At 65.1% G+C, this 23,491-nt stretch carries 23 protein-coding genes, 3 tRNA genes and 1 pseudogene; 14 read left to right on the top strand and 13 right to left on the bottom strand.

Annotation, left to right across the window (positions count from 1 at the left end; translation table 11 throughout):
* Nucleotides 1–115: 115 nt before the first annotated feature.
* Nucleotides 116–1,111, bottom strand: coding sequence for an aldo/keto reductase (locus ACVOKO_RS02625; protein ID WP_346497011.1), 996 nt, complete (start codon nucleotides 1,109–1,111; stop codon nucleotides 116–118).
* Between the two features lie 82 nt (nucleotides 1,112–1,193).
* On the opposite strand from ACVOKO_RS02625, the gene ACVOKO_RS02630 reads away from it, so the two are divergent.
* On the top strand, nucleotides 1,194–2,114 hold the full coding sequence (locus ACVOKO_RS02630; RefSeq protein ID WP_346497013.1) for a LysR family transcriptional regulator: 921 nt from the start codon (nucleotides 1,194–1,196) through the stop codon (nucleotides 2,112–2,114).
* Between the two features lie 90 nt (nucleotides 2,115–2,204).
* The gene (gene yccS / locus ACVOKO_RS02635; RefSeq protein WP_346497015.1) at nucleotides 2,205–4,400 is read left to right on the top strand and encodes a YccS family putative transporter; all 2,196 of its coding nucleotides are present in this window, start codon (nucleotides 2,205–2,207) and stop codon (nucleotides 4,398–4,400) included.
* Between the two features lie 581 nt (nucleotides 4,401–4,981).
* On the opposite strand, the gene ACVOKO_RS02640 is transcribed toward yccS, so the two are convergent.
* On the bottom strand, nucleotides 4,982–6,181 hold the full coding sequence (locus ACVOKO_RS02640; RefSeq protein WP_430980700.1) for an MFS transporter: 1,200 nt from the start codon (nucleotides 6,179–6,181) through the stop codon (nucleotides 4,982–4,984).
* A gap of 108 nt (nucleotides 6,182–6,289) precedes the next feature.
* Between ACVOKO_RS02640 and ACVOKO_RS02645 the strand changes: the two genes are divergently transcribed.
* The 5 genes from ACVOKO_RS02645 to ACVOKO_RS02665 all read left to right on the top strand — a co-directional run bounded on the left by ACVOKO_RS02645 (nucleotide 6,290) and on the right by ACVOKO_RS02665 (nucleotide 10,332).
* Nucleotides 6,290–7,162 (top strand): LysR family transcriptional regulator, encoded by an 873-nt coding sequence (locus ACVOKO_RS02645; protein WP_346497019.1) that lies wholly within the window; start codon nucleotides 6,290–6,292, stop codon nucleotides 7,160–7,162.
* 82 nt (nucleotides 7,163–7,244) lie between these two features.
* Nucleotides 7,245–9,134, top strand: a complete 1,890-nt coding sequence (locus ACVOKO_RS02650) for an MFS transporter (protein WP_346497021.1) — start codon at nucleotides 7,245–7,247, stop codon at nucleotides 9,132–9,134.
* A 97-nt stretch (nucleotides 9,135–9,231) separates the two neighbouring features.
* Nucleotides 9,232–9,564 carry a hypothetical protein gene (locus ACVOKO_RS02655; protein WP_346497023.1) on the top strand — a complete coding sequence of 111 codons (333 nt, stop codon included), beginning with the start codon at nucleotides 9,232–9,234 and terminating at the stop codon, nucleotides 9,562–9,564.
* A gap of 21 nt (nucleotides 9,565–9,585) precedes the next feature.
* On the top strand, nucleotides 9,586–9,867 hold the full coding sequence (locus tag ACVOKO_RS02660; RefSeq protein ID WP_346497025.1) for a CD225/dispanin family protein: 282 nt from the start codon (nucleotides 9,586–9,588) through the stop codon (nucleotides 9,865–9,867).
* 48 nt (nucleotides 9,868–9,915) lie between these two features.
* On the top strand, nucleotides 9,916–10,332 hold the full coding sequence (locus ACVOKO_RS02665) for a DUF2752 domain-containing protein (RefSeq protein WP_346497027.1): 417 nt from the start codon (nucleotides 9,916–9,918) through the stop codon (nucleotides 10,330–10,332).
* A 147-nt stretch (nucleotides 10,333–10,479) separates the two neighbouring features.
* Here ACVOKO_RS02665 and ampE read toward each other — a convergent pair whose 3' ends face one another.
* From ampE to ACVOKO_RS02690, 5 genes are all read right to left on the bottom strand, one after another.
* Complete coding sequence (gene ampE / locus ACVOKO_RS02670) at nucleotides 10,480–11,364, bottom strand: regulatory signaling modulator protein AmpE (protein ID WP_346497029.1); 885 nt, start codon at nucleotides 11,362–11,364, stop codon at nucleotides 10,480–10,482.
* Nucleotides 11,365–11,437: 73 nt separating this feature from the next.
* The gene (gene nudC / locus ACVOKO_RS02675) at nucleotides 11,438–12,343 is read right to left on the bottom strand and encodes an NAD(+) diphosphatase (protein ID WP_346497031.1); all 906 of its coding nucleotides are present in this window, start codon (nucleotides 12,341–12,343) and stop codon (nucleotides 11,438–11,440) included.
* A 67-nt stretch (nucleotides 12,344–12,410) separates the two neighbouring features.
* A complete protein-coding gene (gene erpA / locus ACVOKO_RS02680; protein WP_057626417.1) occupies nucleotides 12,411–12,797 on the bottom strand; it encodes an iron-sulfur cluster insertion protein ErpA in 387 nt (128 codons plus the stop codon).
* Nucleotides 12,798–12,829: 32 nt separating this feature from the next.
* Nucleotides 12,830–13,264: a bactofilin family protein gene (locus ACVOKO_RS02685; protein ID WP_346497034.1), complete on the bottom strand. Its 435-nt coding sequence runs from the start codon at nucleotides 13,262–13,264 to the stop codon at nucleotides 12,830–12,832.
* A gap of 2 nt (nucleotides 13,265–13,266) precedes the next feature.
* Nucleotides 13,267–14,007, bottom strand: a complete 741-nt coding sequence (locus ACVOKO_RS02690) for a DUF6776 family protein (RefSeq protein ID WP_346497036.1) — start codon at nucleotides 14,005–14,007, stop codon at nucleotides 13,267–13,269.
* Between the two features lie 168 nt (nucleotides 14,008–14,175).
* Here ACVOKO_RS02690 and ACVOKO_RS02695 point away from each other — a divergent pair, with 168 nt between their 5' ends.
* Genes ACVOKO_RS02695 through ACVOKO_RS02705 form a run of 3 tightly spaced genes read left to right on the top strand, consistent with a single transcriptional unit; the run spans nucleotide 14,176 to nucleotide 19,069 of the window.
* Entirely contained in the window at nucleotides 14,176–14,817 is a 642-nt protein-coding gene (locus tag ACVOKO_RS02695) for a DUF4126 domain-containing protein (RefSeq protein ID WP_346497038.1), read from the top strand.
* 14 nt (nucleotides 14,818–14,831) lie between these two features.
* Nucleotides 14,832–16,652 (top strand): EAL domain-containing protein, encoded by a 1,821-nt coding sequence (locus ACVOKO_RS02700; RefSeq protein WP_346497040.1) that lies wholly within the window; start codon nucleotides 14,832–14,834, stop codon nucleotides 16,650–16,652.
* A complete protein-coding gene (locus ACVOKO_RS02705) occupies nucleotides 16,649–19,069 on the top strand; it encodes a hybrid sensor histidine kinase/response regulator (RefSeq protein WP_346497042.1) in 2,421 nt (806 codons plus the stop codon). Before ACVOKO_RS02700 ends, ACVOKO_RS02705 begins: the two co-directional genes overlap by 4 nt.
* Before the next feature lie 16 nt (nucleotides 19,070–19,085).
* Here the strand turns inward: ACVOKO_RS02705 and bfr are convergent, their stop codons facing one another.
* The 3 genes from bfr to ACVOKO_RS02720 all read right to left on the bottom strand — a co-directional run bounded on the left by bfr (nucleotide 19,086) and on the right by ACVOKO_RS02720 (nucleotide 20,562).
* The gene (gene bfr / locus ACVOKO_RS02710; protein ID WP_346497044.1) at nucleotides 19,086–19,556 is read right to left on the bottom strand and encodes a bacterioferritin; all 471 of its coding nucleotides are present in this window, start codon (nucleotides 19,554–19,556) and stop codon (nucleotides 19,086–19,088) included.
* 113 nt (nucleotides 19,557–19,669) lie between these two features.
* Nucleotides 19,670–19,870, bottom strand: a complete 201-nt coding sequence (locus tag ACVOKO_RS02715; protein ID WP_057626424.1) for a (2Fe-2S)-binding protein — start codon at nucleotides 19,868–19,870, stop codon at nucleotides 19,670–19,672.
* Between the two features lie 80 nt (nucleotides 19,871–19,950).
* A complete protein-coding gene (locus tag ACVOKO_RS02720) occupies nucleotides 19,951–20,562 on the bottom strand; it encodes an RNA pyrophosphohydrolase (RefSeq protein ID WP_057626425.1) in 612 nt (203 codons plus the stop codon).
* Nucleotides 20,563–20,680: 118 nt separating this feature from the next.
* Between ACVOKO_RS02720 and ACVOKO_RS02725 the strand changes: the two genes are divergently transcribed.
* The 3 genes from ACVOKO_RS02725 to ACVOKO_RS02735 all read left to right on the top strand — a co-directional run bounded on the left by ACVOKO_RS02725 (nucleotide 20,681) and on the right by ACVOKO_RS02735 (nucleotide 21,034).
* Nucleotides 20,681–20,757 (top strand) — tRNA-Met (locus ACVOKO_RS02725).
* 26 nt (nucleotides 20,758–20,783) lie between these two features.
* A tRNA-Gln gene (locus tag ACVOKO_RS02730) sits at nucleotides 20,784–20,858 on the top strand.
* Between the two features lie 101 nt (nucleotides 20,859–20,959).
* Nucleotides 20,960–21,034, top strand: a tRNA-Gln gene (locus ACVOKO_RS02735).
* A 178-nt stretch (nucleotides 21,035–21,212) separates the two neighbouring features.
* Here ACVOKO_RS02735 and rpsI read toward each other — a convergent pair.
* Both rpsI and rplM read right to left on the bottom strand, forming a co-directional pair.
* Nucleotides 21,213–21,605, bottom strand: coding sequence for a 30S ribosomal protein S9 (gene rpsI, locus ACVOKO_RS02740; protein ID WP_057626426.1), 393 nt, complete (start codon nucleotides 21,603–21,605; stop codon nucleotides 21,213–21,215).
* 2 nt (nucleotides 21,606–21,607) lie between these two features.
* Nucleotides 21,608–22,036 (bottom strand): 50S ribosomal protein L13, encoded by a 429-nt coding sequence (rplM, locus tag ACVOKO_RS02745; RefSeq protein WP_346497047.1) that lies wholly within the window; start codon nucleotides 22,034–22,036, stop codon nucleotides 21,608–21,610.
* A 206-nt stretch (nucleotides 22,037–22,242) separates the two neighbouring features.
* Here rplM and coq7 point away from each other — a divergent pair.
* A pseudogene (coq7, locus tag ACVOKO_RS02750) lies at nucleotides 22,243–22,884 on the top strand (2-polyprenyl-3-methyl-6-methoxy-1,4-benzoquinone monooxygenase); the annotation flags it as partial.
* A gap of 200 nt (nucleotides 22,885–23,084) precedes the next feature.
* Here coq7 and ACVOKO_RS02755 read toward each other — a convergent pair.
* Nucleotides 23,085–23,399, bottom strand: a complete 315-nt coding sequence (locus tag ACVOKO_RS02755) for a DMT family transporter (RefSeq protein WP_057626429.1) — start codon at nucleotides 23,397–23,399, stop codon at nucleotides 23,085–23,087.
* Nucleotides 23,400–23,491 lie beyond the last annotated feature (92 nt).

Genomic DNA, 23,491 nt, shown 5'->3' on the forward strand with positions numbered 1-23,491 from the left:
AGCCATGCTCGGCAGGGGCTCTACCGGTAATGCCCCAGCCGAGCATGGCTCGGCTCTACATTTGCAGGCCCCAGCCGAGCGTGGCTCGGCTCTACATTTGAAGCAGAGCTCGGCCCTAGCGATGCACGCTACCAATGCTCGCCGCCGGGTAACGCAGGCCCGCGGCCGCATCCACCGGGAACACCGCATCAATCCGTGCCAGGTCCTGCGCACTGAGCACCACATCCAGCACACCAAGGTTCTCCTCCAGGTACGCCAGCCGCTTGGTGCCCGGGATCGGCACCAGGTCATCGCCCTGCGCCAACACCCAGGCCAGCGCCAACTGCCCCGGGGTCACGCCCTTGTCGGTGGCAATCGCATTTACCTGCTCCACCAGCGCCAGGTTGCGGGCGAAGTTCTCACCCTGGAAGCGCGGCGAATTGCGCCGGTAATCACCGTCCTCGAAATCGGCAGGGCTGCGGATCGCGCCGGTCAGGAAACCGCGCCCCAACGGCGAGTACGGCACGAAACCGATACCCAGTTCGCGCACCGTCGCCAGCACCTCGTTCTGCTCCGGCTCGCGTGACCACAGCGAATACTCGGTCTGCAGCGCGGTGATCGGGTGCACCACATGTGCGCGGCGGATGGTCTGCGGCGCCGCTTCGGACAGGCCCAGGTAACGCACCTTGCCCTGCTCGACCAACCGCGCCATCGCACCGACGGTGTCCTCGATCGGCACCTGCGGATCGACGCGATGCTGGTAGTACAGATCAATATGATCCACGCCCAGCCGCTGCAGGCTGGCCTCGCAGGCAGCCTGCACGTATTCCGGACGGCCATCGACCCCACGCGCCTGCGCATCGTTGGCATCCAGTCGCACGCCGAACTTGGTGGCCAGGAATACCTGCCCGCGACGGTCAGCGATGGCCTTGCCCACCAGCACCTCGTTGGTATGCGGGCCATACATGTCGGCGGTGTCGAGCAGGGTCACACCACGCTCCAGCGCCCGGTGGATCACCGCAATCGAGGCGGTGTCATCGCCACGGCCACCGTAGAACGCGCTCATGCCCATGCAGCCCAGGCCCAACGCGGAAACAACCGGGCCATCACGGCCAAGCACTCGGGTTTTCATGGGCAACTCCAACTCAGGAATGGGGATGGCCACTGTAGGCGCTCGCCACTATGCCGATAAAGACGGATACTCCGCACTGACCATGAAGCCTGACTTCACAGTAGAACCCTCACTGTTGCCGGCTCTGGCGGCTTTCGCCTGCGTGGCAAGGCATGCCAGCTTCCGCCATGCCGCGATCGAACTGGCGGTGTCGCCGTCGGCGCTGTCGCAGACCATCCGCAACCTCGAACGCCGGCTCGGCACCCGACTGCTGCAGCGGACCACGCGCCGGGTTGGCCTGACCGAAGCCGGCCAGCGCCTGCTGCAGGACACCGCGCCGGCTCTGGCCCGCATCGGCGAAGCCCTGCACGCGGTGGAAGCCAACCGCGACGTCGCCACCGGCCAACTGCGCATCACCGCGCCGCGCTTTGCCATCGAATACCTGCTGCTGCCGCACCTGCCCGCCTTCCATGCCGCCTATCCGCAGGTGGAAGTGGAGCTGGCGATGCAGGCGGCCCTGGTCGATGTGGTCGGCGAAGGCTTTGATGCCGGCATCCGCCTGGGCGAGTCGCTGGCCGATGGCATGATCGCGCTGCCGCTGGGGCCGCCGCTGCGCTGGACGGTGGTAGCCGCGCCCGGCTATCTGCAACAGCACGGCGCGGTGCAGACACCCGAAGCACTGATCGGCCATGCCTGTATCCGCCACCGCAACAGCAACGGCCGGGTCATGCCTTGGGAGTTCAGCCGCGACGGCCGCGACTTCACCCTGGATGTCAGCGGGCCGCTGCTGCTCAACGACAGCACCCTGGCCCTGCAGGCCGCGCGTGAAGGTGTCGGCCTGCTGCAGGTGTTCGAAGCCATCGCCCGTGCCGACCTCGCGGCCGGCCGCCTGCACAGCCTGCTCGATGATTGGCAGCCACCGTTTGCCGGCTTCCACCTGTACTACCCATCGCGCGAACAACTGGCACCAAAGTTGCGGGTTTTTCTCGATTTCATGCGCGCTGCCAACGCGTCCGCGACATGAGAGCTGACTTCCGGACGTGTCGCGCTTGCCTGCATGGCAACAGCACCGCAAGCTGATAGCCCAATACCTCCGCGAGCACCCGATTCCGGCATGCGCCGCCTCGACCGTCACCTGGGCCAGCTCTGGGCCCACGAAAAAGCCAGCTACGGGCTGCGCGTGTTCATCGCGCTCACTGCCGCCATCGCCTATGGCTGGTACGACGGTCATATCGAAGCCATCCCCGGCCTGTTCCTGGGCATCATCGCCAGCGCCATCGCCGAGACCGATGACAACTGGTGGGGGCGCACCAAATCGGTGCTGCTGTCGCTGCTGTGTTTTGCCGCCGCTGCGGCCGCGGTCATCGTGCTGTTTCCGCATCCACTGCCGTTCATCGCCAGCCTGGCACTGGCCGCGTTCGGGCTGACCCTGCTCGGCGCGCTGGGCGAACGCTACGCCTCCATTGGCCAGGCCACGGTGACGCTGGCGATCTACGCGATGATCGCGCTGGACCAGCACCACAATGTCAGCCAGCAGCAGGCACTGCGCGAAGTGGTGCCGCTGCTGGTCGGCGCGGCCTGGTACGGGCTGCTGTCGATCCTGTGGACGGCGATGTTCGCCAACCGCCCGGTGCGCGAGCGGCTGGCGCGGCTGTTCTTCGAACTCGGCCACTACCTGCAGCTCAAGGCCGATCTGTTCGAGCCGGTGCGACAAGGTGATCTGGAAGCACGGCGGTTGGCCCTGGCCGAGCAGAACGTGCGCGTGGTGCAGGCGCTGAACATCGCCAAGACCGCCATCCTCAGCCGCTTCGGCCGCTCCGGCCGGCCCGGCGTGCAGTCCGGCCTGTACTTCCGTCTGTATTACATGGCGCAGGATTTCCATGAGCGCGCCAGCTCCTCGCATTACCCCTACGAAGCCTTGGCCGACGCCTTTTTCCACAGCGACGTGCTGTACCGCTGCCGGCGCCTGCTGTCCCTGCAGGGCAAGGCCTGCCAGACCCTGGGCCAAGCCATCCGGCTGCGCCAACCCTTCGACTATGGCGAGCGCACCCGCATCGCCGGCCAGGACCTGCAGTCGTCCCTGCAGTACCTGCGCGAACAGCGCAATCCGCAGTGGACGCGCCTGCTGGGCTCACTGCAGCTGCTGGCCGCCAACCTGACCAACATCGAGCGGCAGCTGTCCGAAGCCGCCCTGGCCGACACGCCGCTGGAAGGCATCGACACGCGCCTGCGCGATTCCTCGCCGCACACCCTGCGCGAGATGGGCACGCGCCTGCGCCAGGCGCTGACCCCTGGCTCGCTGCTGTTCCGGCACGGCGTACGCATCGCACTGGCGCTGATCGCCGGTTACGCACTGCTGAAGCTGGTGCATCCGGAAAACGGCTACTGGATCCTGCTGACCATCGTCTTCGTCTGCCGGCCCAACTTCGGTGCAACCCGCCTGCGGCTGGTGCAGCGCATCGCCGGCACCCTGCTTGGCCTGGGCGTGACCTGGGCGTTGATGCAGCTGTTCCCCGGCACCGGCCTGCAGTTGCTGCTGGCGCTGGCGGCGGCGCTGTTGTTCTTCATCACCCGCACCGACCGCTACCTGCTGGCCACGGCCGCGATCACGGTGATGGCCTTGCTGTGCTTCAACCTGATCGGCAATGGCTTCGTGCTGATCTGGCCGCGCTTCCTGGACACCTTGATCGGCTGCGCCATCGCCGCCACCGCCTCGCTGCTGATCCTGCCGGACTGGGAAGGCCGGCGCCTGCACAAGGTGATGGCGCAGGTGATTGCCACCAGCACCGCCTACCTCGATGCCGTGCTGGCCCAGTACCGCAGCGGCATGCGCGACGACCTGCCCTACCGCATCGCCCGTCGTGACATGCACAACGCCGACGTGGCGCTATCGGTGGCCCTGTCGAACATGTTGCGTGAGCCCGGCTATGCGCGCGGCAATCTGGATGCGGGCTTCCGTTTTCTCGCCCTGTCCAACACCTTGCTGGGCTACCTGTCGGCCTTGGGCGCACACCGCGCGCAGGCCGATGCAGTCAATGAAGATGCCCTGGTCGCCAGCGGCCAGCGGCAGCTGCAGCAGTCACTGCTGGAGTTGGCTTCCGCGCTGGGCAAGCGCCAACCTGCAGCACCGCAGGAAGATGAGATCGCGCTGGCCGATGCGCTGGAGCAGATGCCCGATGAGATTGATGACAAGTCGCGGCTGGTGCGCACCCAGCTGGCATTGATGTTGCGGTTGTTGCCGAAGCTGCGGGCGGCAGCGGAAGAGGCGATCTTGCCAGCGTCTGTGGGAGCGGAAGCAACAGCGCGTTGAGCTGCTGCTGGGTGAATTGGGCTTTTGGTTTGCGGTTGGCTTTAGCTGTTGCTCTTCTCCTCTCCCCTTGCGGGAGAGGATGCCGAAGGCAGGAGAGGGGAAGCGGCGAAGCCGCTTGGCTCACGCAGCCTCAGATTGCATACACATCGGCCGCGCACTGTCGCCAGCTTCGCGGCTTACGCCGCTCCTACAAACGCGGGGTCACCGCCAACGTTGGCATTACGAGCTTCGCGGCTCATGCCGCTCCCACAACTTTGGCTTTAGCTTTAGCTTTGGCTTTGGCTGTCGTTCTTCTCCTCTCCCCTTGCGGGAGAGGATGCCGAAGGCAGGAGAGGGGAAGCGGCGAAGCCGCTTGGCTCACGCAGCCTCAGATTGCGGACACATCGGCCGCGCACTGTCGCCAGCTTCGCGGCTTACGCCGCTCCTACAAACGCGGAGTCAGCTTCTATCGATGGGTTGCTAGCTTCTCGGCTTACGCCGCTCCTACAAACGCAGGGTCAGCTTCTATCGATGGGTTGCTAGCTTCGCGGCTTACGCCGCTCCCACAAAGGCGGGGGCAGTGCTTACTGCGGATTCGCGGCTCATGCCGCTCCCACAGGCTTGCCGGCCTGCTTGCGCACCGGCAGGAAATACACCAGCAGGCTGATCAGCGCCAATACGCCGCCCAGCATGCAGACGCCGTTCCAGCCATAGCGCGTCCAGGCCATCGTGCTCGCTACCGAGCCGCTGGCGCCGCCAATGAAATAGCAGGTCATATAGGCCGAGGTGATGCGGCTGCGTGCACTCTCGTCCAGCTGATAGATCACGCTCTGGTTGTTGATGTGTACCGCCTGCACCGCGATATCCAGCAACACCACGCCAACAACCAGTACCGCCAGCGACACCGGTGCGAGTGCCAGCAATACCCACGACAGCAGCATCATCAACAGGCCACCTATCGCCACCGCGCGGCCATGGCCGCGATCGGTCAGCTTGCCGCCGCTGCTGGCGGCCAAGGCACCGGCCGCTCCGATCAACCCAAACAAACCGATCGTGGCAATCGAATAGCCGTACGCCGGGCCGGACAACAGAAACGCCAGCGGCGTCCAGAACACGCTGAAACCCGCGAACGACAACGCACCCAGCAGCGAACGCTGGCGCAGCACCGGCTCCTCACGCAGCAACACCAGTACCGAGCCGATCAGTCGCGGGTACGACATGCGGGCGCTGGGCTGATGCGCTGGCAGCAGCCGCGCCAGCACCACCGCCAGTACCAGCAGCGCCACGCAGGCCACCCAGTAAATGGTGTGCCAGGAACCCAGCCCGGCCAGCAGGCCGGAAGCCGTGCGCGCCAGCAGGATGCCCAGCAGCAGGCCGGCCATGACGGTGCCAACTACCCGGCCGCGATGCTCTGGCGCGGCCAGACCCGCCGCATGCGCCAGGATCACCTGCGCCGCAACCGCACACAGGCCGGACAGCGCCGTGCCCACCAGCAGCTGCGTGAAGTGGGTGGCGCTGGCGCAGATCGCCAAACCCACCGCCGCCAGCACGAACAAGCCCACGATCAGGCTGCGGCGTTCCAGCTTGTCGCCCAGCGGCACGATCAGCAGCAGGCCTGCGGCATAGGACAGCTGCGCCACGGTCACCACCCAGCCGGCCTGCTCGGCGCCGATCTGGAACGCATCGGCCAGGATCTGCAGCAGCGGCTGGGCGTAATAGTTACCGGCCACGATCACGCCGGTTGCCGCCGCCAGCAGCAGGACCAGCGCCTGGCTCAAGGGGCGATGGAGGGAAGAGGACACAGGGGTATTCATGGGCAGGCCTGGAGGGGTACGGCGCTCAGTCTGGGCCGCAGCCATTGATGACACAAATGTATTGTTTTCATCCCATCCATCTGTTTCAGTGATGGCATGTTCACATTGCGCCAGCTCGAATTTGCCGTCGCCGTTGCCGAGGAAGGCGGCTTCACCGCCGCCGCGGCACGCTGCCACACCGTGCAGTCGGCGCTCAGCCACCAGATCGCGCGGCTGGAAGATGCCTTTGGCTCACGCCTGTTCGAACGCAGCCACCGGCGCGTACGCCCCACCGCCGCAGGCGAGGTTTTCCTGCACAACGCCCGGCTTACCCTGCAGGCCGCTGCGCGCCTGCAGGAAGAAATGGCGCTGACCCTGGGCACGGTGCGCGGGCGTATCAACATCGGCCAGATCACCTCACTCAACGTGGTCGACGTGCCGGCCCTGTTGGCCGCCTTCCGCGCGGCCCATCCGGCCGTGGAGGTACACCTGAAAGTCGGTATGAGCGATGTGCTGCTGGCCGAACTGGAGGACGGCCGGCTGGATGTGGCCCTGGTCGGCGTCGGCCCGCAGATAAGCCTGCCGCCCCAGCACCGCCTGCTGCACGAGGAAGGCCTGTCGCTGGTGATGCCCATCGACCACCCGCTCACCCAGCAACGCACGATTCCGTTGCAGGCCTTGCAGGGCCTGCCGCTGGCGGCATTGGTGACCGGTGCCGGGGTGCGGCGCATGCTCGATGACGCTCTGCGCGAGCGCGGTATCCAGGCGCAGCTGCAATATGAGGTTACCCACAGCGAACTGCAGCAGCAGCTGGTCGCCGCCGGCCTGGCCGTTGCCGTGGTCCCCGACAGCATGGCCGCCCGCATGCAGCGCACGGTGGTGCGGCCGCTGGTCGAGGACTTCCGCTTCCGCACCTGTGCGGTATGGCGGGCCGATCCCACGCCGGCAGCCCGCGCCTTGTTGGGCCTGCTGCCTGCAAGCCAGGCCTGAGAGGCGTCTGCAATACACGCGCAGCTTGATCAATAGCGACACGCGGTTCTGCTAATGTGCCGCGCAGCACCGAGGAGACACGATGTCCGGCCACAACCAGTTCGCCCTGCTCAAGCAGCGCCGTTTCCTCCCGTTCTTCATCGTCCAGGCGCTGGGCGCGTTCAACGACAACATCTATCGCCAGGCGATCATCGGCCTGCTGTTCTATCTGGGCGTCAGCAGCGAAGAACGCACGCTGTACACCAACCTGGCGCCGGCGCTGTTCATCCTGCCCTACTTCCTGTTTTCCGCCCTGGCCGGGCAGATCGCCGAAAAACTGGAGAAGCAGAAGCTCATCGTGATCACCACCACCATGGAGATCGTGGTGATGTCGCTGGCCGCCGTGGGCTTCCTCACCCAGAACATGCCGGTGCTGCTGATCGCGCTGTTCTGCACCGGCCTGCAATCCACCTTGTTCGGCCCGGTCAAATACTCGGTGCTGCCGTCCATCCTCAAGCCCGAGGAACTGACTGGCGGCAACGGCCTGGTGGAAATGGGCACCTCCATTTCCATCCTCACCGGCATGATCGCCGGCGGCATGATCTTCACCCTGGCCGGTGCCTACGGCCCGATCGTGGCCGCTGTCGCCATCATCGCGCTGGCCCTGATCGGCAATATCACTGCGCGCATGATTCCCCGCGTGGATGCCGGCGCCCCCGAGCTCAAGATCAACTGGAACCCGATCAGCGAATCGCTGGCGGTGCTGCGCCTGGCCAAGAAGCAGAAAGCGGTGCGCAACACGATTCTGGGCGTGTCCTGGTTCTGGTTCTTCGGCACCGTTCTTACCTCGCAGCTGCCCACCTATGCCGTGGTGAATCTCGGCGGCGACGAGGTGCTCTACATCTTCGCGCTGGCGCTGTTCTCGCTGGGCACCGGGGTTGGCTCGCTGCTATGCGAGAAGCTGTCCGGGCGCATCGTCGAGATCGGCCTGGTGCCGTTGGGCGCGTTCGGCATGAGCGCGTTCCTGCTGGATCTTTACTTCGCGCGTACCGGCGTGGTGACCGCCACCGGGTTGGATGTTGTCGGCTTCGTCCAGCAACCTGGCAGCTGGCGCATCATCATCGACCTGCTCGGCATTGGCCTGTTCACCGGCTTCTTCGTGGTGCCGCTGTTTGCGCTGATCCAGAGCCGTACGCCGAAATCGGAAATGTCGCGCGTGTTCGCCGCGCTCAACATCCAGAATTCCGGCTTCATCGTGCTGGCAGCGGTGTTGGGGCTGGTCACGCAGAGTCTGCTCGACTGGACCATCCCGCAGTTGTTCCTGGCGCTGGCCATCGGCAACGCCCTGGTCGCGATCTACATCTTCAGCATCGTGCCCGAGTTCCTGATGCGCTTCCTCAGCTGGGTGATGGTGCACACCCTGTACCGGTTGCGGGTCAAAGGCGTGGAGACCAACGTGCCGGATGAAGGCGCGGCGCTGATCGTCTGCAACCACGTCAGCTTCATGGATGCGTTGATCCTGTCGGCCGTGATCCCGCGTCCGGCGCGCTTCGTCATGTATTACCGGATTTTCAACGTGCCGGTGATGCGCTGGATCTTCAAGACCGCCAAGGCCATCCCGATCGCCAGCCCCAAGGAAGACGCCGCGCTGATGCAGCGCGCCTTCGACGAGGTGGATGCGGCGCTGGCCGAAGGCGAACTGGTCTGCATCTTCCCCGAGGGCGCCTTGACCAAGGATGGCGAGATTGCCGCCTTCAAGTCCGGGGTGGAGAAGATCCTGGCGCGGCGGCCAGTGCCGGTGGTGCCGATGGCGCTGAAGGGCATGTGGTCCAGCATGTGGAGCAGGCGCGACAGTCGATTGGGGCAGATGCGGGTGCCTCGGCGCTTCCGCGCCCACATCGAAGTGGTCGCCGGGCCGCCGGTGGACGGGGCCAGTACCGATGCCCCCCAGCTGGAAATCCTGGTGCGCAAGTTACGCGGAGACGAGGCCTGAGTAGGAAAGACCACTTTCCAGAAATAGGACAAGTGGCTAGGCTAGCCTCCAATGTGTCTGCCGGGGAACGCAGCACAGCTCAGGAGCAAGGGGATAGATGGACAGCACCACGCCAGCACTGCCAGCCGTACCGCCTGCGCCGCCAAGCGCGCCGCAGCAGGTACATCACTACTATCACCCGCAGAAATCCGGCGGGATAGCCGCGCTGCTGGAAGTGCTGCCGGGGTTTTTCCAGGTTTTCGGTATTGGTCATCTGTACGCGGGCAATGTCGCCACCGGGCTGATCATCATGTTCGGCTACTGGGCGCTGGCGTTCGTCAACTTTCTGCTGTGCTTCGTCTTCATCGGTTTCATCACGTGGCCTCTATGCTGGGTTGCCACAATGATCATCTCGCCGCTGACTGCGGCGAATGCCTGCAAGTCGCGCTGATTTTTCAACAAGGAGTTTTACGTGAATACAAGCAGTCCCGCCGTATCCAACAACCTCGTCTGGGCGATCCTGTCCACCCTGTTCTGCTGCCTGCCGCTGGGTATCGTTTCCATCATCCACGCTGCCAAGGTCAATGGCCTGCTGGCTGCTGGCGATATCGCCGGCGCGCGTGATGCCGCCGACAAGGCCAAGAAGTGGGCCATCTATGCTGCTGGTGCGGGCATCGTCGTCAGCATCCTGTACATCGTGCTGGTGATGGTGCTCGGCGTCGGCGGCGCAATGAGCGGCGCTTCCGGCTACTGATGAAACCGACAGGCCGGCCGAATCTGGCCGGCCTGTTGTTGTCCTGACATGCGGTTCCCGCAACACCTGCTGCGCTACATGCCCTTGGCCGCGATTGCCGGCATCGGCGTGGGCGCGGTGGCGGTACTGAGCCGCATCGACCCGAATGCTCCGGGCAACCCGCTCCCCTCCTGTCCCTTCTATGCCTTGACCGGCCTGTGGTGCCCGGGCTGCGGCAGCACCCGCTGCCTGCACGCGCTGGTGCACCTGGACCTGCCCCAGGCGATGGCGATGAATCCGCTGTTGATCGTATCGATCGTGCCGGTGCTGGTGATGGCACTGCATGGTGCAGGGCTGTGGCCGGCAAAGCTGGGCTGGCTGGTACGGTTATTCGCGCAACCGATCCCATGGCTGGTGCTGATCGTGTCCTATTGGCTGCTGCGCAACCTGCCCTGGTACCCGTTCAACCTGCTGGCACCGGGCTGAAGGCCGGCTCGGCATTCGCGTAGCCCGGGTAAGCGCAGCGCACCCGGGGCAGCGGCCAACAGCCAACAGCCTTGGATCCAACCAGATTTTTGCTTCCCGGGTGCGCGGCGCTTACCCGGGTTACGGCCGCTTCCGATTGACGTTGGCTCAGCCCACCCAGCCGGCAATAACCAGCAGCGCCAGCACCGCCATCCACAGCAGCAGCGTGCGCCAGACCAGGCTCATCGCATCGCGCAGTTCCGGATAGCGCTCGTCCACCGGCACCTGCCCGGCCAAGCGCGCCTCTTCTGCTTCTTCGACCAGCTCGGCACCCACGCTGGCACGCGCGGCCTCGGCCAGAAAGCCAAGCTGCAGCGACCAGCGGTTGCCCGCCGCGCGGCGCCAGGCCGAAAACACCGTATCGAAATTGCCCACCAAGGCCATCGACAGCGTCATCAGCTGTGCCACCGGCCATTCCAGCACCGCCAGCAGCCAATCACCTGCGCGCCGCTCCTCGGCGGACAACAGCACCGATTGCGCGCCCTGCGAGGACTGCGCCAGCAAGCGGTATAGCAGCACACCCAGCGGGCCCAGCAGCAGGAACCAGAACAGCGGCGCAAACCAGCGTCGCAGTGCATTGAGCACGGTTGCCTCGACCAGGCCGGGCGCATCCTCGCGCAGGCTGCCGCCGGCCGACTGCAGTTTGGACACCGCCAGCGTGGCGGCCGCAGCGTCCTCGGCATCGATCACCGCTTCAACATCGCGGTCCAGGTCACGCGGCCCCCAGCACAAGGCCAGCACGATGATGCCGAACAACAGCGATGGCAGGCCGAACAGTCGCCCGTCCAGCGCCCATTGCAGCAGGCCCATCAGCACTACGCAGGGTGCGATCGCCAGCAGTACCGCATAGCGGCCCGCCGATTCACCCAGCTGCGCGCGCACCCAGCCCAGGTAGCGCCCGAACCAGCGCCAGTCGCGCAGGCTGGCCAGCAATGTGGGTGCCACATGGCCAAGTACCAGCGCTGCGATTACCGCTACCAAGGTTGTGAACATGCGGGTCCTCCGGCCTGCGATTGTAGGCCCTGGCGGGTCGTCCCCCGCCGCCGCTGCACCTGCCAGCCCGCACTCATGGGCGCTGGCTCTGGTACCAGTGCTCGATCAGGGTGCGAGCAATCGACAGCCGTTGCGGCAGCAGGATGCCCTGCCCGTCATCGTCAGTGTCACGTTGCAGGGCCGCGCCCACTTCCTCGACGCTGAACCAGCGCGCGTCCTCCAGCTCGCCGTCCACGGTCGGCACGTCGTCGTGCGCGCTGGCCCGGAAACCGACCATCAACGCGCCCGGGAACGGCCACGGCTGGGTGCCCTGGTAATCCGCCTGGATCACCCGCACCCGTGCTTCCTCGAATACTTCACGGGCCACGGTCTGTTCAAAGGTTTCACCGGGTTCGACGAAACCGGCCAGCACCGAATAGCGGCGCGCGATCCAGTTGCTCTGCCGCCCCAGCAGCAGCCGGCCATTGTTTTCAACGGCGACGATGACCGCGGGGTCGACACGCGGGTAATGCTCGGTGCGGCACTGGTCGCAATGGCCAATGAAACCGGAACGGCCAAAACGCACCGCCGAACCACACACCCCGCAGAACCGGTTGCGCGAATGCCAGTACGACATGCCGCGCGCATAGCAGAACACGTCGACCACCTCGGCCGGCCAGTTCACCGCTGCCTGCCGCAGGTCCATGCGTTGCGGTGCCTGCACGGTCAGCGTTGCTGCCTCGGCCACGAACCAGGCCCGGCCCTCACGCAACCCAAGAAAGATCGCCACGCCCGGGCCACCGCCCAGCTCGCCACCACTAAACAGCGCCGGCTGTTGGTGATCGTCAGCGAACGCGGTGCCATCGGCATCGAGTACAAGCACCTGTGCATTGGGCCACAAGGCCGCCAGCGCATCAGCGTCACCGCGCACGCCATCGGCACGGTCCAGCGGCGCGCCGACAAAGGCGTGCCCGGCAAAACGGGATTCAGAATTCAGCATCCGCCAGAGCCTGACGACAAAGCGCCGCCATCGCAAGCGTGGCCGGCCGCAAAGCGGCCGCAACGGCTTACATCGAGAAGCTGCTGCCGCAGCCGCAGGTGGTGCGGGCGTTGGGATTGCGGATCACGAACTGGGCGCCGGTCAGGCTTTCGCTGTAATCCACCTCGGCACCCATCAGGTACTGCAGGCTCAGTGGATCGACCAGCAGGGTGACGCCTTCGGTGATCACCGCCAGATCGTCTTCGGCACGGTTTTCATCAAACTCGAAACCGTACTGGAAGCCGGAACAGCCGCCGCCCTGGATGTACACACGCAGGGCGAGCGCATCATTGCCCTCGTCCTGGATCAGCTCACGCACCTTGGCCGCAGCCGCCGGGGTGAAATTCAGCGGACGGTCCAAGGATTGGTAATCAGGCGCCGGCTGAACGCCGGGCAGGGAAACTAGGGTGCTCATGGTGCTCAGGATGGGGGCGGCAGGCCCCTGTTTCAAGCTGCAGCGGCTTCAGCTTTCTTGGACTTCTCGGTGGTCTTGGCATCTGGTGCCGGCAGCGCGGCCATCGCGGCGGTATGCAGCAGGCGGCCATTGAGCTGGGCACCGGCGCTCATTTCGACCACGGTGTAATGCACATTGCCGGTGACACGGGCGCTGGGCGTCAGCTCGATGCGCTCACTGGCGTGCACGTCACCTTCCATGCTGCCACTGAGCACCACCACGGCAGCGCGTACTTCGCCCTCGATCCGGCCATGCTCGGCCAGGGTCAGCATTGCCTTGGCGTCTTCCTCGGCCACCACTTTGCCGATGATCCGGCCTTCCACATACAGGCTGCCGCTGAACACCACGTCGCCGCGGATTTCCACCTGCGAACCGATCAATGCGTCTACGGCCATGTCGCCGTCGTGCTTGGACTTGCTTTTGAACATGTTTATTCCCCTCTGCCGTTGCCGGCGAGTTTCCAATCGAATGTCTGGTTGGAGCCCCCCCCGGGTCCGGAGAGGGAGACTCGCACACGTTGCGGCGTGAAATCCCGGGGCAGCATCACGCTACCGTCCAGTTGTTGAAAATAACGGAAGGAATAATCCTGCCCCGGCGCACCTTTGCGCTGATGTAGGTCGTCCCAGCTGACTGTTGTCAGCTTTCCGTCCTTCACCCCCTCAACCGAGAACCGCAGCTGGCCCTGGCTGATCGCGCCGCGATTCAGGTTCTGGGTCAGCACCACGCTGTAATGCCAGGTGCCGGCCGCTTCCGGGGAAAACTCCACTGAATGGGCGTTCAGCCCCTTGCGCTGACTGGTGGAGCCCACCAGCCGTTCATAGAAAGCCACGTCGGCACGCAGGCCGGCAATCTCTTCATCGCGCTCGCCCAGCGAAGTCTGCACTTCATTGTTGGCGGCGCGGCTGATCTTGTCCGAGGCCTCCAGCGTGGCTTGGCGTTGCCGCAGCTCTTCCAGCTGGCTGCGCTGCTGGCTTGCCAGCGCCTCGCTCTGGCGCAGTTTTTCGCGCATGCCGCCGGCATCGGGCGAGGCGTAGCGCGCCGCCAACCAGCCAACCAGCAGCAGCGACAGCAGCCAGGCGCCAGCCAACAGGGCAATCGGCACCCAGCTCGGGCGCGTACTCGCACCGCCGCGCGGGGTGATCTGGAAACGGGAAGAAGGTCGGTGGGTCATGGCAGGCTCCAGTGGCCCCGGAAGGGCGGCACATGCGCTCAGTCTGAAACGACGGGCCAGTGTAAACGACACGCCTGTACACGCGCTTGCGGGTGGATGGCTGGCAATCACCGCAGCCATGCTCGATAGTTGCGATCCTGCTCACAGTACTCCGGCCGGACTCTCCCCATGACTGAAGCCCATGTATTCGTCATCGGCATCTTGCTGGCCTGGCTGGCCGGCATCCGTGTCTACCTGACCGTGTTCGGCGTCGGCATGGCCGGGCTGATGGGCTGGGTGGACCTGCCCCCGGCGCTGCAGGCCACCGAGTCCTGGTGGGTACTGGGCACCTCCGGCGCGCTGGCCGTGGCCGAGTTCTTTGCCGACAAGATCCCCGGCGTGGATTCGATCTGGGACCTGCTGCAGACCCTGGCGCGGGTTCCGGCCGGCGCCTTCCTCGCTGCCGCCACCCTGTCGCCCAATGGCGAACTGAGTACCGGCGTATTGGCCGCGGGCGCCGGCATCGCGCTGACCAGCCATGGCCTGAAGGCCGGCACCCGCGCCCTGCTCAATACATCACCGGAGCCAGCCAGCAACTGGGTGGCATCGTTTGCCGAAGACAGCGTGGTGATCGGCGCCCTGGCATTGGCCTTTGCCCATCCGTGGTTGGCATTGATCTTCGTGATCAGCGCCAGCGTCATCGGCGCCCTGGTTGTCTGGCTGGTTTGGCGCACGCTCTGGCGTGGGCTCAAGCGCATGTTCGCCAGCGCCGACACGCCAACATCGGCAATCCCCACGCCCGGCGACCACTCGCTGCCGCCCGCCCCCTGAACCATAATCCCCTGATGGCCAGCACCGACACACTCACCGCATCTGCCCGCCCGCTACGCGCGGAAACTCCTCCTGCCGATTACTCGCAGCGCTGGAGCGTGCGCAACGCGCCGCCTACCGAGGCGGTGCAGGCGCAGCTCAAGACCGGCCAGGACAGCGGCGCGGCGGCGCTGGCCAGCGATGTCGGCGATGACACCCCGTACCGGGTGCTGATCGTCGAGGACAACCGCTCGCAGGCGCTGTTTGCGCAGAGCGTGCTGCACGGCGCCGGCATGCAGGCCTTCGTGCAGATGGACGTGGAAGGCGTGCAGCAGGCCATCAGCGAACACCGCCCCGACCTCATCCTGATGGATCTGCACATGCCCGGGCTGGACGGCATGCGGCTGACCGCGATGATCCGCCAGCAGCCGCACCAGCAGCTGCTGCCGATCGTATTCCTCACCGGTGAGGCCGACCCCGACCGCCAGTTTGAAGTGCTCGACTGCGGCGCCGACGACGTGCTGGTCAAACCGATCCGCCCGCGCCATCTGGTCGCCGCCGTTGCCAACCGCATCCGCCGCAACCGCATGCAGCCGCTGGGCAAGGTCGAGGCCGGCCCGCTGTTGAACAACCCCGAAACCGGCCTGCCAACCCGCCACAACGTGATGCAGCAGCTGCACGCCGCTATCGCCGAGCGACAAGCGGCCGGGCTGCTGTTCATCGAGATCGCCAGCGCGCTGGGCCTGCGTGAGCGCTATGGCTACGCCAGCTACGAGCGCTTGATGGTGCAGGCCGGGCAGCGCCTGGCCGAGAACCTGCGCCCGCATCTGCTGGCCCGGCTCAATGACAACAGCTTCCTGCTGCTCAGCCGCGGCATGGACGCAGCCGATGTGCCGGCGCTTGCGCAGCGGGTCCGCGAAGGCCTGTCCGCGCAGCCGTTTGCGCCACGCGAGGAAGAATCGGTGTTCCTTCGCTGCGTGGTCGGCCATGCCCACCTGTCACAGGACCTCAACGACGCCGATGCCGCGCTGGAAGCGGTGGAGCGCACCGCCCTGCAGGCGCGGCTGAGCACGGCCGGCATCGCCGCCTATGAAAGCAACGACGTCGCCATCAACAACGAACACCTGGCCCTGCTGGAAGGCCAGATCGAGCTGGCCTACCAGCCCATCGTCGCCGTCGCCGGCGGCGATACCGCCCAGTACCAGGTGCTGCTGCGCCTGCGCCAGAGCAATGGCACGCTACTTTCTGCCGGCCAGGTTATTCCCGCCGCCGAGGCCGCCGGCCGCATCGCCGACCTTGACCAGCAGGTGGTCGAACACGCGCTGGGGCTGCTGCATCTGTACCAGTTCGCACAGCCGCCAATGCGTCTGTTCCTTTCCCAGTCGATGCGCAGCCTGGCGCGCAGCGCCTATGCGGAATGGCTGCTCAATGCGTTGCAGGAACGCCAGGTGGCCGGCAACGGCCTGGTCATCGACGTGCGCCTGTCCGATGCCCTGGTGCACGCGGTGAGCCTGCAGCAATTCTGCGCGCAGCTGATGCCGGCCGGGGTGCAGTTCTGCCTGAGCCAGTTTGAGCCCAGCGCCGAAGCCAATGCACTGCTCACCCAGCTGCCGTTGAGCTTTGTGCGCATGGCCGCGCGCTACGCCGAAAGCCACACCAACCAGAAGCTGCGCGACGAACTGCGCGGTGCGATCGATCTTGCCCACCGCGCCAACCTGCAGATCATCGGCCAGCAGATCGAAGACCCGCAGGCCGCCGCAGCCATGTGGATGGGGGGCATCGATTTCATCCAGGGCAATGTGGTGCAACGCGCAGGTAGCGAGCTCAACTTCGACTTCCAGAACGCGGTGCTGTGAGCGCGCCCACATCGGCGGCTTCGCGCGTCTGGGCGCTGCTTGCAGCCGGCAGCGCCGCGGCTGCGGGCGCGCTGGTATTTGTGCCGGCAGCACCTGCACTGGCTGTCCCTGGCTGCGCTGCGGCGGCCACGGTCGCGGCATTGCTGGCCGCCTTCTGCGCCAGCCGTCACCTGCGCCAGATCCACGCAATGCAGCTGCGGATCGAGGAAGCGCAGCTGGAAAACAAGCGCCTGCAGGTTGCGGCGCAGGGCCACAGCACGCTGGAACAGGCATTGCTGCAGGCCAAGCAGGCTGCCGAAGCCGCCACCTTGGCCAAGGGTGAATTCCTGGCCACGATGAGCCACGAAATCCGCACCCCCTTGAACGGCATCCTGCCGATGCTGGAGCTGGTCGCACAGGGCCCGCTGAGCCTGGAACAGCGCAACATGCTGGACACCGCCACCGACAGTTCACGGCAGCTGTTCCGCATCGTCGACGACATCCTTGATTACTCCAAGCTGGAAGCGAACCGGCTGGAGCTGGAAATCACCACCTTCAACCTGCGCGAAACCCTGGACGGCATGCTGCGGCTGATGCAGCGCGCCGCCGAGCACAAGGGCCTGCGCCTGTCACTGCAGATCGACCCGGCGGTACGCCTGTCGGTGCGCGGCGACCCGGTGCGGCTGCGCCAGGTGCTGGGCAACCTGCTGGTCAACGCGATCAAGTTCACCGAACTTGGCGAGATCAGCATCCACGTCAAGCGCCTGGGCGAAACCGCTGCCCAGCACCGCCTGCGTTTTGAAGTCCGCGACACCGGCATCGGTCTGGACGCCAGCCAGGCGCAGCGCCTGTTCAACGCCTTCACCCAGGCCGATGCCTCCACCACCCGCCTGTACGGCGGCACCGGTCTGGGCCTGGCCATCTGCAAGCGCATCGTCGACCTGATGCAGGGCAGTATCGGCGTGCAATCCGAACCGCTGCGCGGCTCGACCTTCTGGTTCGAGATCCCGCTGCTGAAAGTGATCGGCGACCTGCACCAGCCCGAACACCTGCGCAACGTCCGCCAGGTGCTGGTAGTCACCCCCGAGCCACGGCTGCGCCAGCGGCTGCAGCTGGTGCTGCCCAACTGGGGCTATGAGCCGGTGATCGCCAACAACCTGCAGGAAGCGCTGGAGCGCCTGCGCAAACCCACCGTCTCCGGCATCTTCCATGCGCTGATCGGCGACTTGGAGCCGCTGCGCAACAGCGCACCAGCGCTGCAGCGCGCAGTCGAGCGCATGGAAGACAACCGCCCGCGCGTGCTGTGGCTATACGGTGACGCGCCGATAGCCGATGCATTGCGCGACGGCGCTACCCTGCTGCCGCGGCAACTGCCCGACACGCAGCTGCGCAACGCCCTGGCCGAACCGCTGCAGCTGGCGCCGAGTCCGGACCCTGCACTGCAGTTGTGGAAAGGCAGTGATATCGCCGCACCGCCGCAGGCAATCCGGGCAACTGCCGCCTCCAGCGCGCCTGCGCTGGCGACGCCGGCCCAGGCTGCAGTCGCGGTTGCTGCACCGGCAACGACCAGCCCGGCCACCGCAGTCGCCGACCTGGCCGGCATGCAGGTACTGCTGGTCGAGGACAACTCGGTGAACCTGATGGTCGCGCAGAAGCTGCTCAAGATACTGGGCGCGCAGGTCGACACCGCCGAGAACGGCGCCATCGCCATCGACAAGATGCACGGCAAGCGCTACGACGCGGTACTGATGGACTGCCAGATGCCGGTACTGGACGGCTTTGCCGCCACCGGCCGCTGGCGCGAACATGAAGCCAGCAGCGGCGCACAAACGCGCCTGCCGATCATCGCCATTACCGCCAATGCGATGGCCGGCGACCGTCAGCGCTGCCTGGACAGCGGCATGGACGAATATCTGTCCAAGCCCATTTCACGCCCGCAACTTCTGTCCTGCCTGCTGGCGTTCAAGCCCGCATCCACTGCAACTACCGATCTGGTTACCCGCATGCCCACCGCCGACCTCTCCGCCAACGCACTGGCTGCCGCCTCCACCGCACATACCGATGGCATCACCGCCTCGGTGCTGGAGCGCAGCGTGCTGGACGAACTGTTTGACATTGCCGGTGAGGAAATCAACGCCATCATCGACGTGTTCCTGGAAGAAACCCCGCAGCTGGTAAGAGACCTGCAGGAAGCTGCGGTAATGCCCGACCTGCTGCGGCTGGGGCAGCTGGCGCACAGCCTCAAATCCTCCAGCGCCAATGTCGGCGTACTGGCCCTGTCCGAAGCCGCTCGCCGGCTTGAGCACGGCGCACGCACCGGCACCCTGGAGCGACCAACAGTGATGGTGGCCTTGATAGTGGCCGAGTTCGGGCGTGCGCGGCTGGCGCTGACCGACTATCAAGCCAGTCAGCGCGGGCAGGCCCCGGCCGCGTACTGATCGCGCTGCTGCGCGATCAGTCTTCCAGCTTGGTGAGCAGGTAGTTCGGCTCGCCGATGCGCGCGATCAGATCGAGCTGGGTTTCCAGCCAATCGATGTGCTCTTCCTCCGAATCGAGGATCTTCACGAACAGCTCGCGGCTGACGTAATCGCTGGTCGATTCGGCATAGGCCACGGCGTCGCGCAGCACCGCCGCCGCTTCGTTCTCCAGCGCCAGATCGCACTTGAGGATTTCGGTGGGGTTTTCGCCGATGCGCAGCTTGCCCAGCGCCTGGAAGTTGGGCAGGCCTTCAAGGAACAGAATGCGATCGGAAAGCACATCGGCGTGCTTCATCTCGTCGATCGATTCCTTGTATTCGTGTTCGGCCAGCTCGTTCAAACCCCAGTTCTTCAGCATCTTGGCGTGCAGGAAGTACTGGTTGATGGCGGTCAACTCGTTGTAGAGGACCTTGTTGAGAAATTCGATGACCTTGGCGTCGCCTTTCATGGCGCTGACTCCGACTATTGGAACCAGCGCACTTTACCGTTTGCCGGCAGACAATGAAGGAACGCGAATCGTGATCATTAGCCAGCGCTGTTGGCGCTGGCGGCAAGGCCGGCTCAGGCCGCCCGCAGCAATGGCAGGGGCAGTTCGCGGCTGGCGCGTGCCTGCTCCAGCAGGCCGGCGGCCATGTCCAGGCAGGACCCGCAATTGGAGCCGCAACCGGTACGCATGGTCAGCTCGGACACGCTGTCGCAGCCGGCAAGCGCGGCTTCACGGATCTGATGATCGGTAACCCCAGTGCAGATGCAAACGTACACGGCTTGACGCCCCTGAACCCGGCACGTATCGGCCGTGTCAGCATTCAATCGCAAATGCGAATGGTTGTCAATTTCGGGCGTTAATCATTATTAATCTTCTTGCCGCGCCACACGCCAGGCCGCCGCGGTCGCTTGCGCGGGCGCTCATGGCCGGCACTGCTGCCAGGCATCCACGCCTCCTGTGCGGCCGCTGGCATCGCCTGCACGCCCTGCCCGGCGATACCCCGCGCCAACGGCGCCAGGTGGCGCAGGGCGCGTGCATAGACGCCACGCTTGAAGATCACCACATGTTCCACCGGGTACCAGAAGTCCACCCAACGCCAGTGATCGAACTCCGGCGTATCGGTTTCATCCAGACGCACATGCGCCTCGTCACCGGTCAGGCGCAGCAGGAACCAGACCTGCTTCTGGCCGATGCAGACCTGTTTTTCGGTGTGCCGGATGGCCCGCGTAGGCAGGCGGTAGCGAAGCCAACCGGGGGTCGCCCCCAGGACTTCAACGTGTTCAGGCAGCAGGCCGGTTTCTTCCTGCAATTCGCGATACATGGCCTCGACCGGGGTTTCGTCGGTATTCATGCCACCTTGCGGGAACTGCCAGCCATCCCGGCGCACACGTCGTGCCCAGAACACCTGCCCGTCTTCCCGCATCAGCACAATGCCGACGTTCGGTCGATAGCCGTCCGGATCGATCACGATGCGGACTCCTAAAATTTCTACTGTCGACGACTCTGCCATGGCTGCTGTCATGCCACAAGCAAAGAAAAACCTGTTGACAAAATGGTGCGACACCACCAGAATTACCGGCTCCCAAGGCTATGTAGCTCAGCCGGTTAGAGCACAGCACTCATAATGCTGGGGTCGGTGGTTCGAGTCCACCTATAGCCACCATGGGACGCAGGTTTGACCTGCACTACAGCCCCGTCGCCAAGCGGTAAGGCATCTGACTCTGACTCAGACATTCGGAGGTTCGAATCCTTCCGGGGCTGCCAGACACAAAAGGGCCTGATCGAAAGATCAGGCCCTTTCTGTTTCATCCCGCTACACCCAGGCCAACCCACCGGCCAGATGTGCGATAATTGCCACACACAATAGCCCCGTCGCCAAGCGGTAAGGCATCTGACTCTGACTCAGACATTCGGAGGTTCGAATCCTTCCGGGGCTGCCATATTGAAAAAGACCTGATCGCGAGATCGGGTCTTTTTTTTGTCTGGCGTTCCGGTACTGGAGAGGCCAGCGGCGCGCCGAATCAAAACCGCCCAGCCAACCCCAAAACGACAAAAGCCCGGCCGAAGCCGGGCTTTTGCTTTCCCAGTGGGATTCCGAAGAATCCCACCCCGAAGCGATTAACGCTTGGAGAACTGGGTGGCGCGACGTGCCTTGTGCAGGCCGACCTTCTTACGCTCGACTTCACGAGCGTCACGGGTCATGAAGCCAGCCTTGCGCAGCTCGGACTTCAGGGTTTCGTCGTACTCGACCAGCGCACGGGCGATGCCCAGACGGATCGCACCGGCCTGGCCGGTGGTGCCGCCGCCGGCAGCAGTGACAAGAATGTCAAAGCTCTCGGTGTTCTGGGTCAGTTCCAGCGGCTGACGCACGATCATGCGTGCGGTCTCACGGCCAAAGAACTCGTCCAGCGGACGGCCATTGACGGTGATGTTGCCAGTGCCCTTGCGCAGGAACACGCGAGCGGTGGAGGACTTGCGGCGGCCAGTGCCGTAGTTTTGAGTGATAGCCATGATTAGATATCCAGAACCTGCGGCTGCTGTGCTGCGTGCGGATGCTCAGTGCCGGCGTAGACTTTGAGCTTGCGGTACATCTGACGGCCCAGCGTGCCCTTCGGCAGCATGCCCTTGACGGCGTGCTCGATCACGCGCTCCGGGTGACGCTCAAGCGCCTGCTCCAGAGTTTCGGTCTTCAGGTTACCGATGTAACCGGTGAAGCGATGGTACTTCTTGTCCTTCAGCTTCTTGCCGGTAACAGTAATTTTGTCGGCATTGATGACGACCAGGTAATCACCGGTGTCAACGTGCGGGGTGTAAACCGGCTTGTGCTTGCCACGCAGGCGGCGAGCCAGCTCGGTGGAAAGACGACCCAGCGTCTTGCCGGCGGCGTCAACGAGGTACCAGTCGCGCTGGACGGTCTCGTTCTTTGCAGTGAAAGTGCTCATAAAGAACTCAGGTAGGTCGGGCTGATTGCGGCGAGATGAACCACCGGAACTTTGCCACGCGTTGTGAAGGTGAAACAGAAGAGGCGGGATTGTACTGGCCGCAGGCCCCCGGCGCAAGCCGCGCCCCTGAACGGCCACCTGCCCGTGGCTTGGCAGGTCAAGGGCCAGCGGCGAGAATCGCCACATACCCCACAGCACTGCCCGCCATGATCACCGCCCGCGTACACACGCCACTGGACCACCTGCTGACCGAAGCCCAGCGCGCCCTGGATACGGTGTTCGGCAATCCGCCGGCCGCCCGCCCCAACCCGGCTGGCGACACCCCCGAGGTGGTACTGGAGCCGGCCGAGGTCCGTCATGCCGCCGGCCTGATGCGCATCAACCACGTCGGCGAGGTCTGCGCGCAGGGCCTGTATTTCGGCCAGGCAGCGGTCGCCCGCGACCCGGCCACGCGCGCGCACCTGCTCGAAGCGGCGCAGGAAGAGACCGACCACCTGAGCTGGTGCGCGGACCGCCTGCGCGAACTGGACAGCCGCCCCAGCCTGTTCAACCCGCTCTGGTATGCCGGCAGCTACACCATCGGCACCTTGGCCGGCCTGCGCGGCGATGGCTGGAACCTGGGCTTCGTGGTGGAGACCGAGCGCCAGGTGGAAGCCCACCTGGACGAGCACCTGGAAACCCTGCCAGCGGCCGATCAGCGCAGCCGCGAGATCCTCAAGGTGATGAAGATCGACGAAGCACGCCACGCAGAACACGCCGAACATGCGGGCGCGCGCAAGCTGCCCTTCCCGATCCCATCGGTGATGGCGCTGGCCTCCAAGGCAATGAAGGCCGTGGCGTCCCGGATGTCGCGCCGAGCCCTGCGCGGCTGGGGCCTTACCTGTTGCGCCGAGCCATGCTCGCCGGTGGCTTTACCGGGAAAGCTGCTGCCGAGATTGGCTCGGCACTACATGGCCACGGTTTCTGCATAAGGCCCTGCCGAGCATGGCTCGGCACTACATGGTCAGGGCTTCTGCATAGGGCCCTTGCCGAGTATGGCTCGGCACTACTAGCTGACCATTTTCAGGCCGATCACACCGGTCACGATCAGGCCGATGCACAGCAGGCGCGGCCAGCTGGCGCTGTCACCGAACAGGATCACGCCCGCGATCGCCACGCCCACGGCGCCAATCCCGGTCCAGATCGCATAGCCGGTACCCACCGGTATCGTGCGCAGCGCCTGGGTCAGCAGCCATAGGCTGATGCCGGCAAACACCACGGTGAACACACTCGGCCAGAGCCGGGTAAAGCCTTCGCTGAACTTCAGGCCCAGCGCAAATCCAATCTCGAACAGGCCCGCAAGCAGCAGGTAAATCCAGGGCATCGCCAACTTCCTTTACAAAAAAAAAGACGGCGGCCCGGTGAATTCACACCGGGCCGCCGTCGGCAAACGTCTGCATCAGATGCAGGGCGGGC

Source organism: Stenotrophomonas sp. STEN240 (assembly GCF_056756175.1).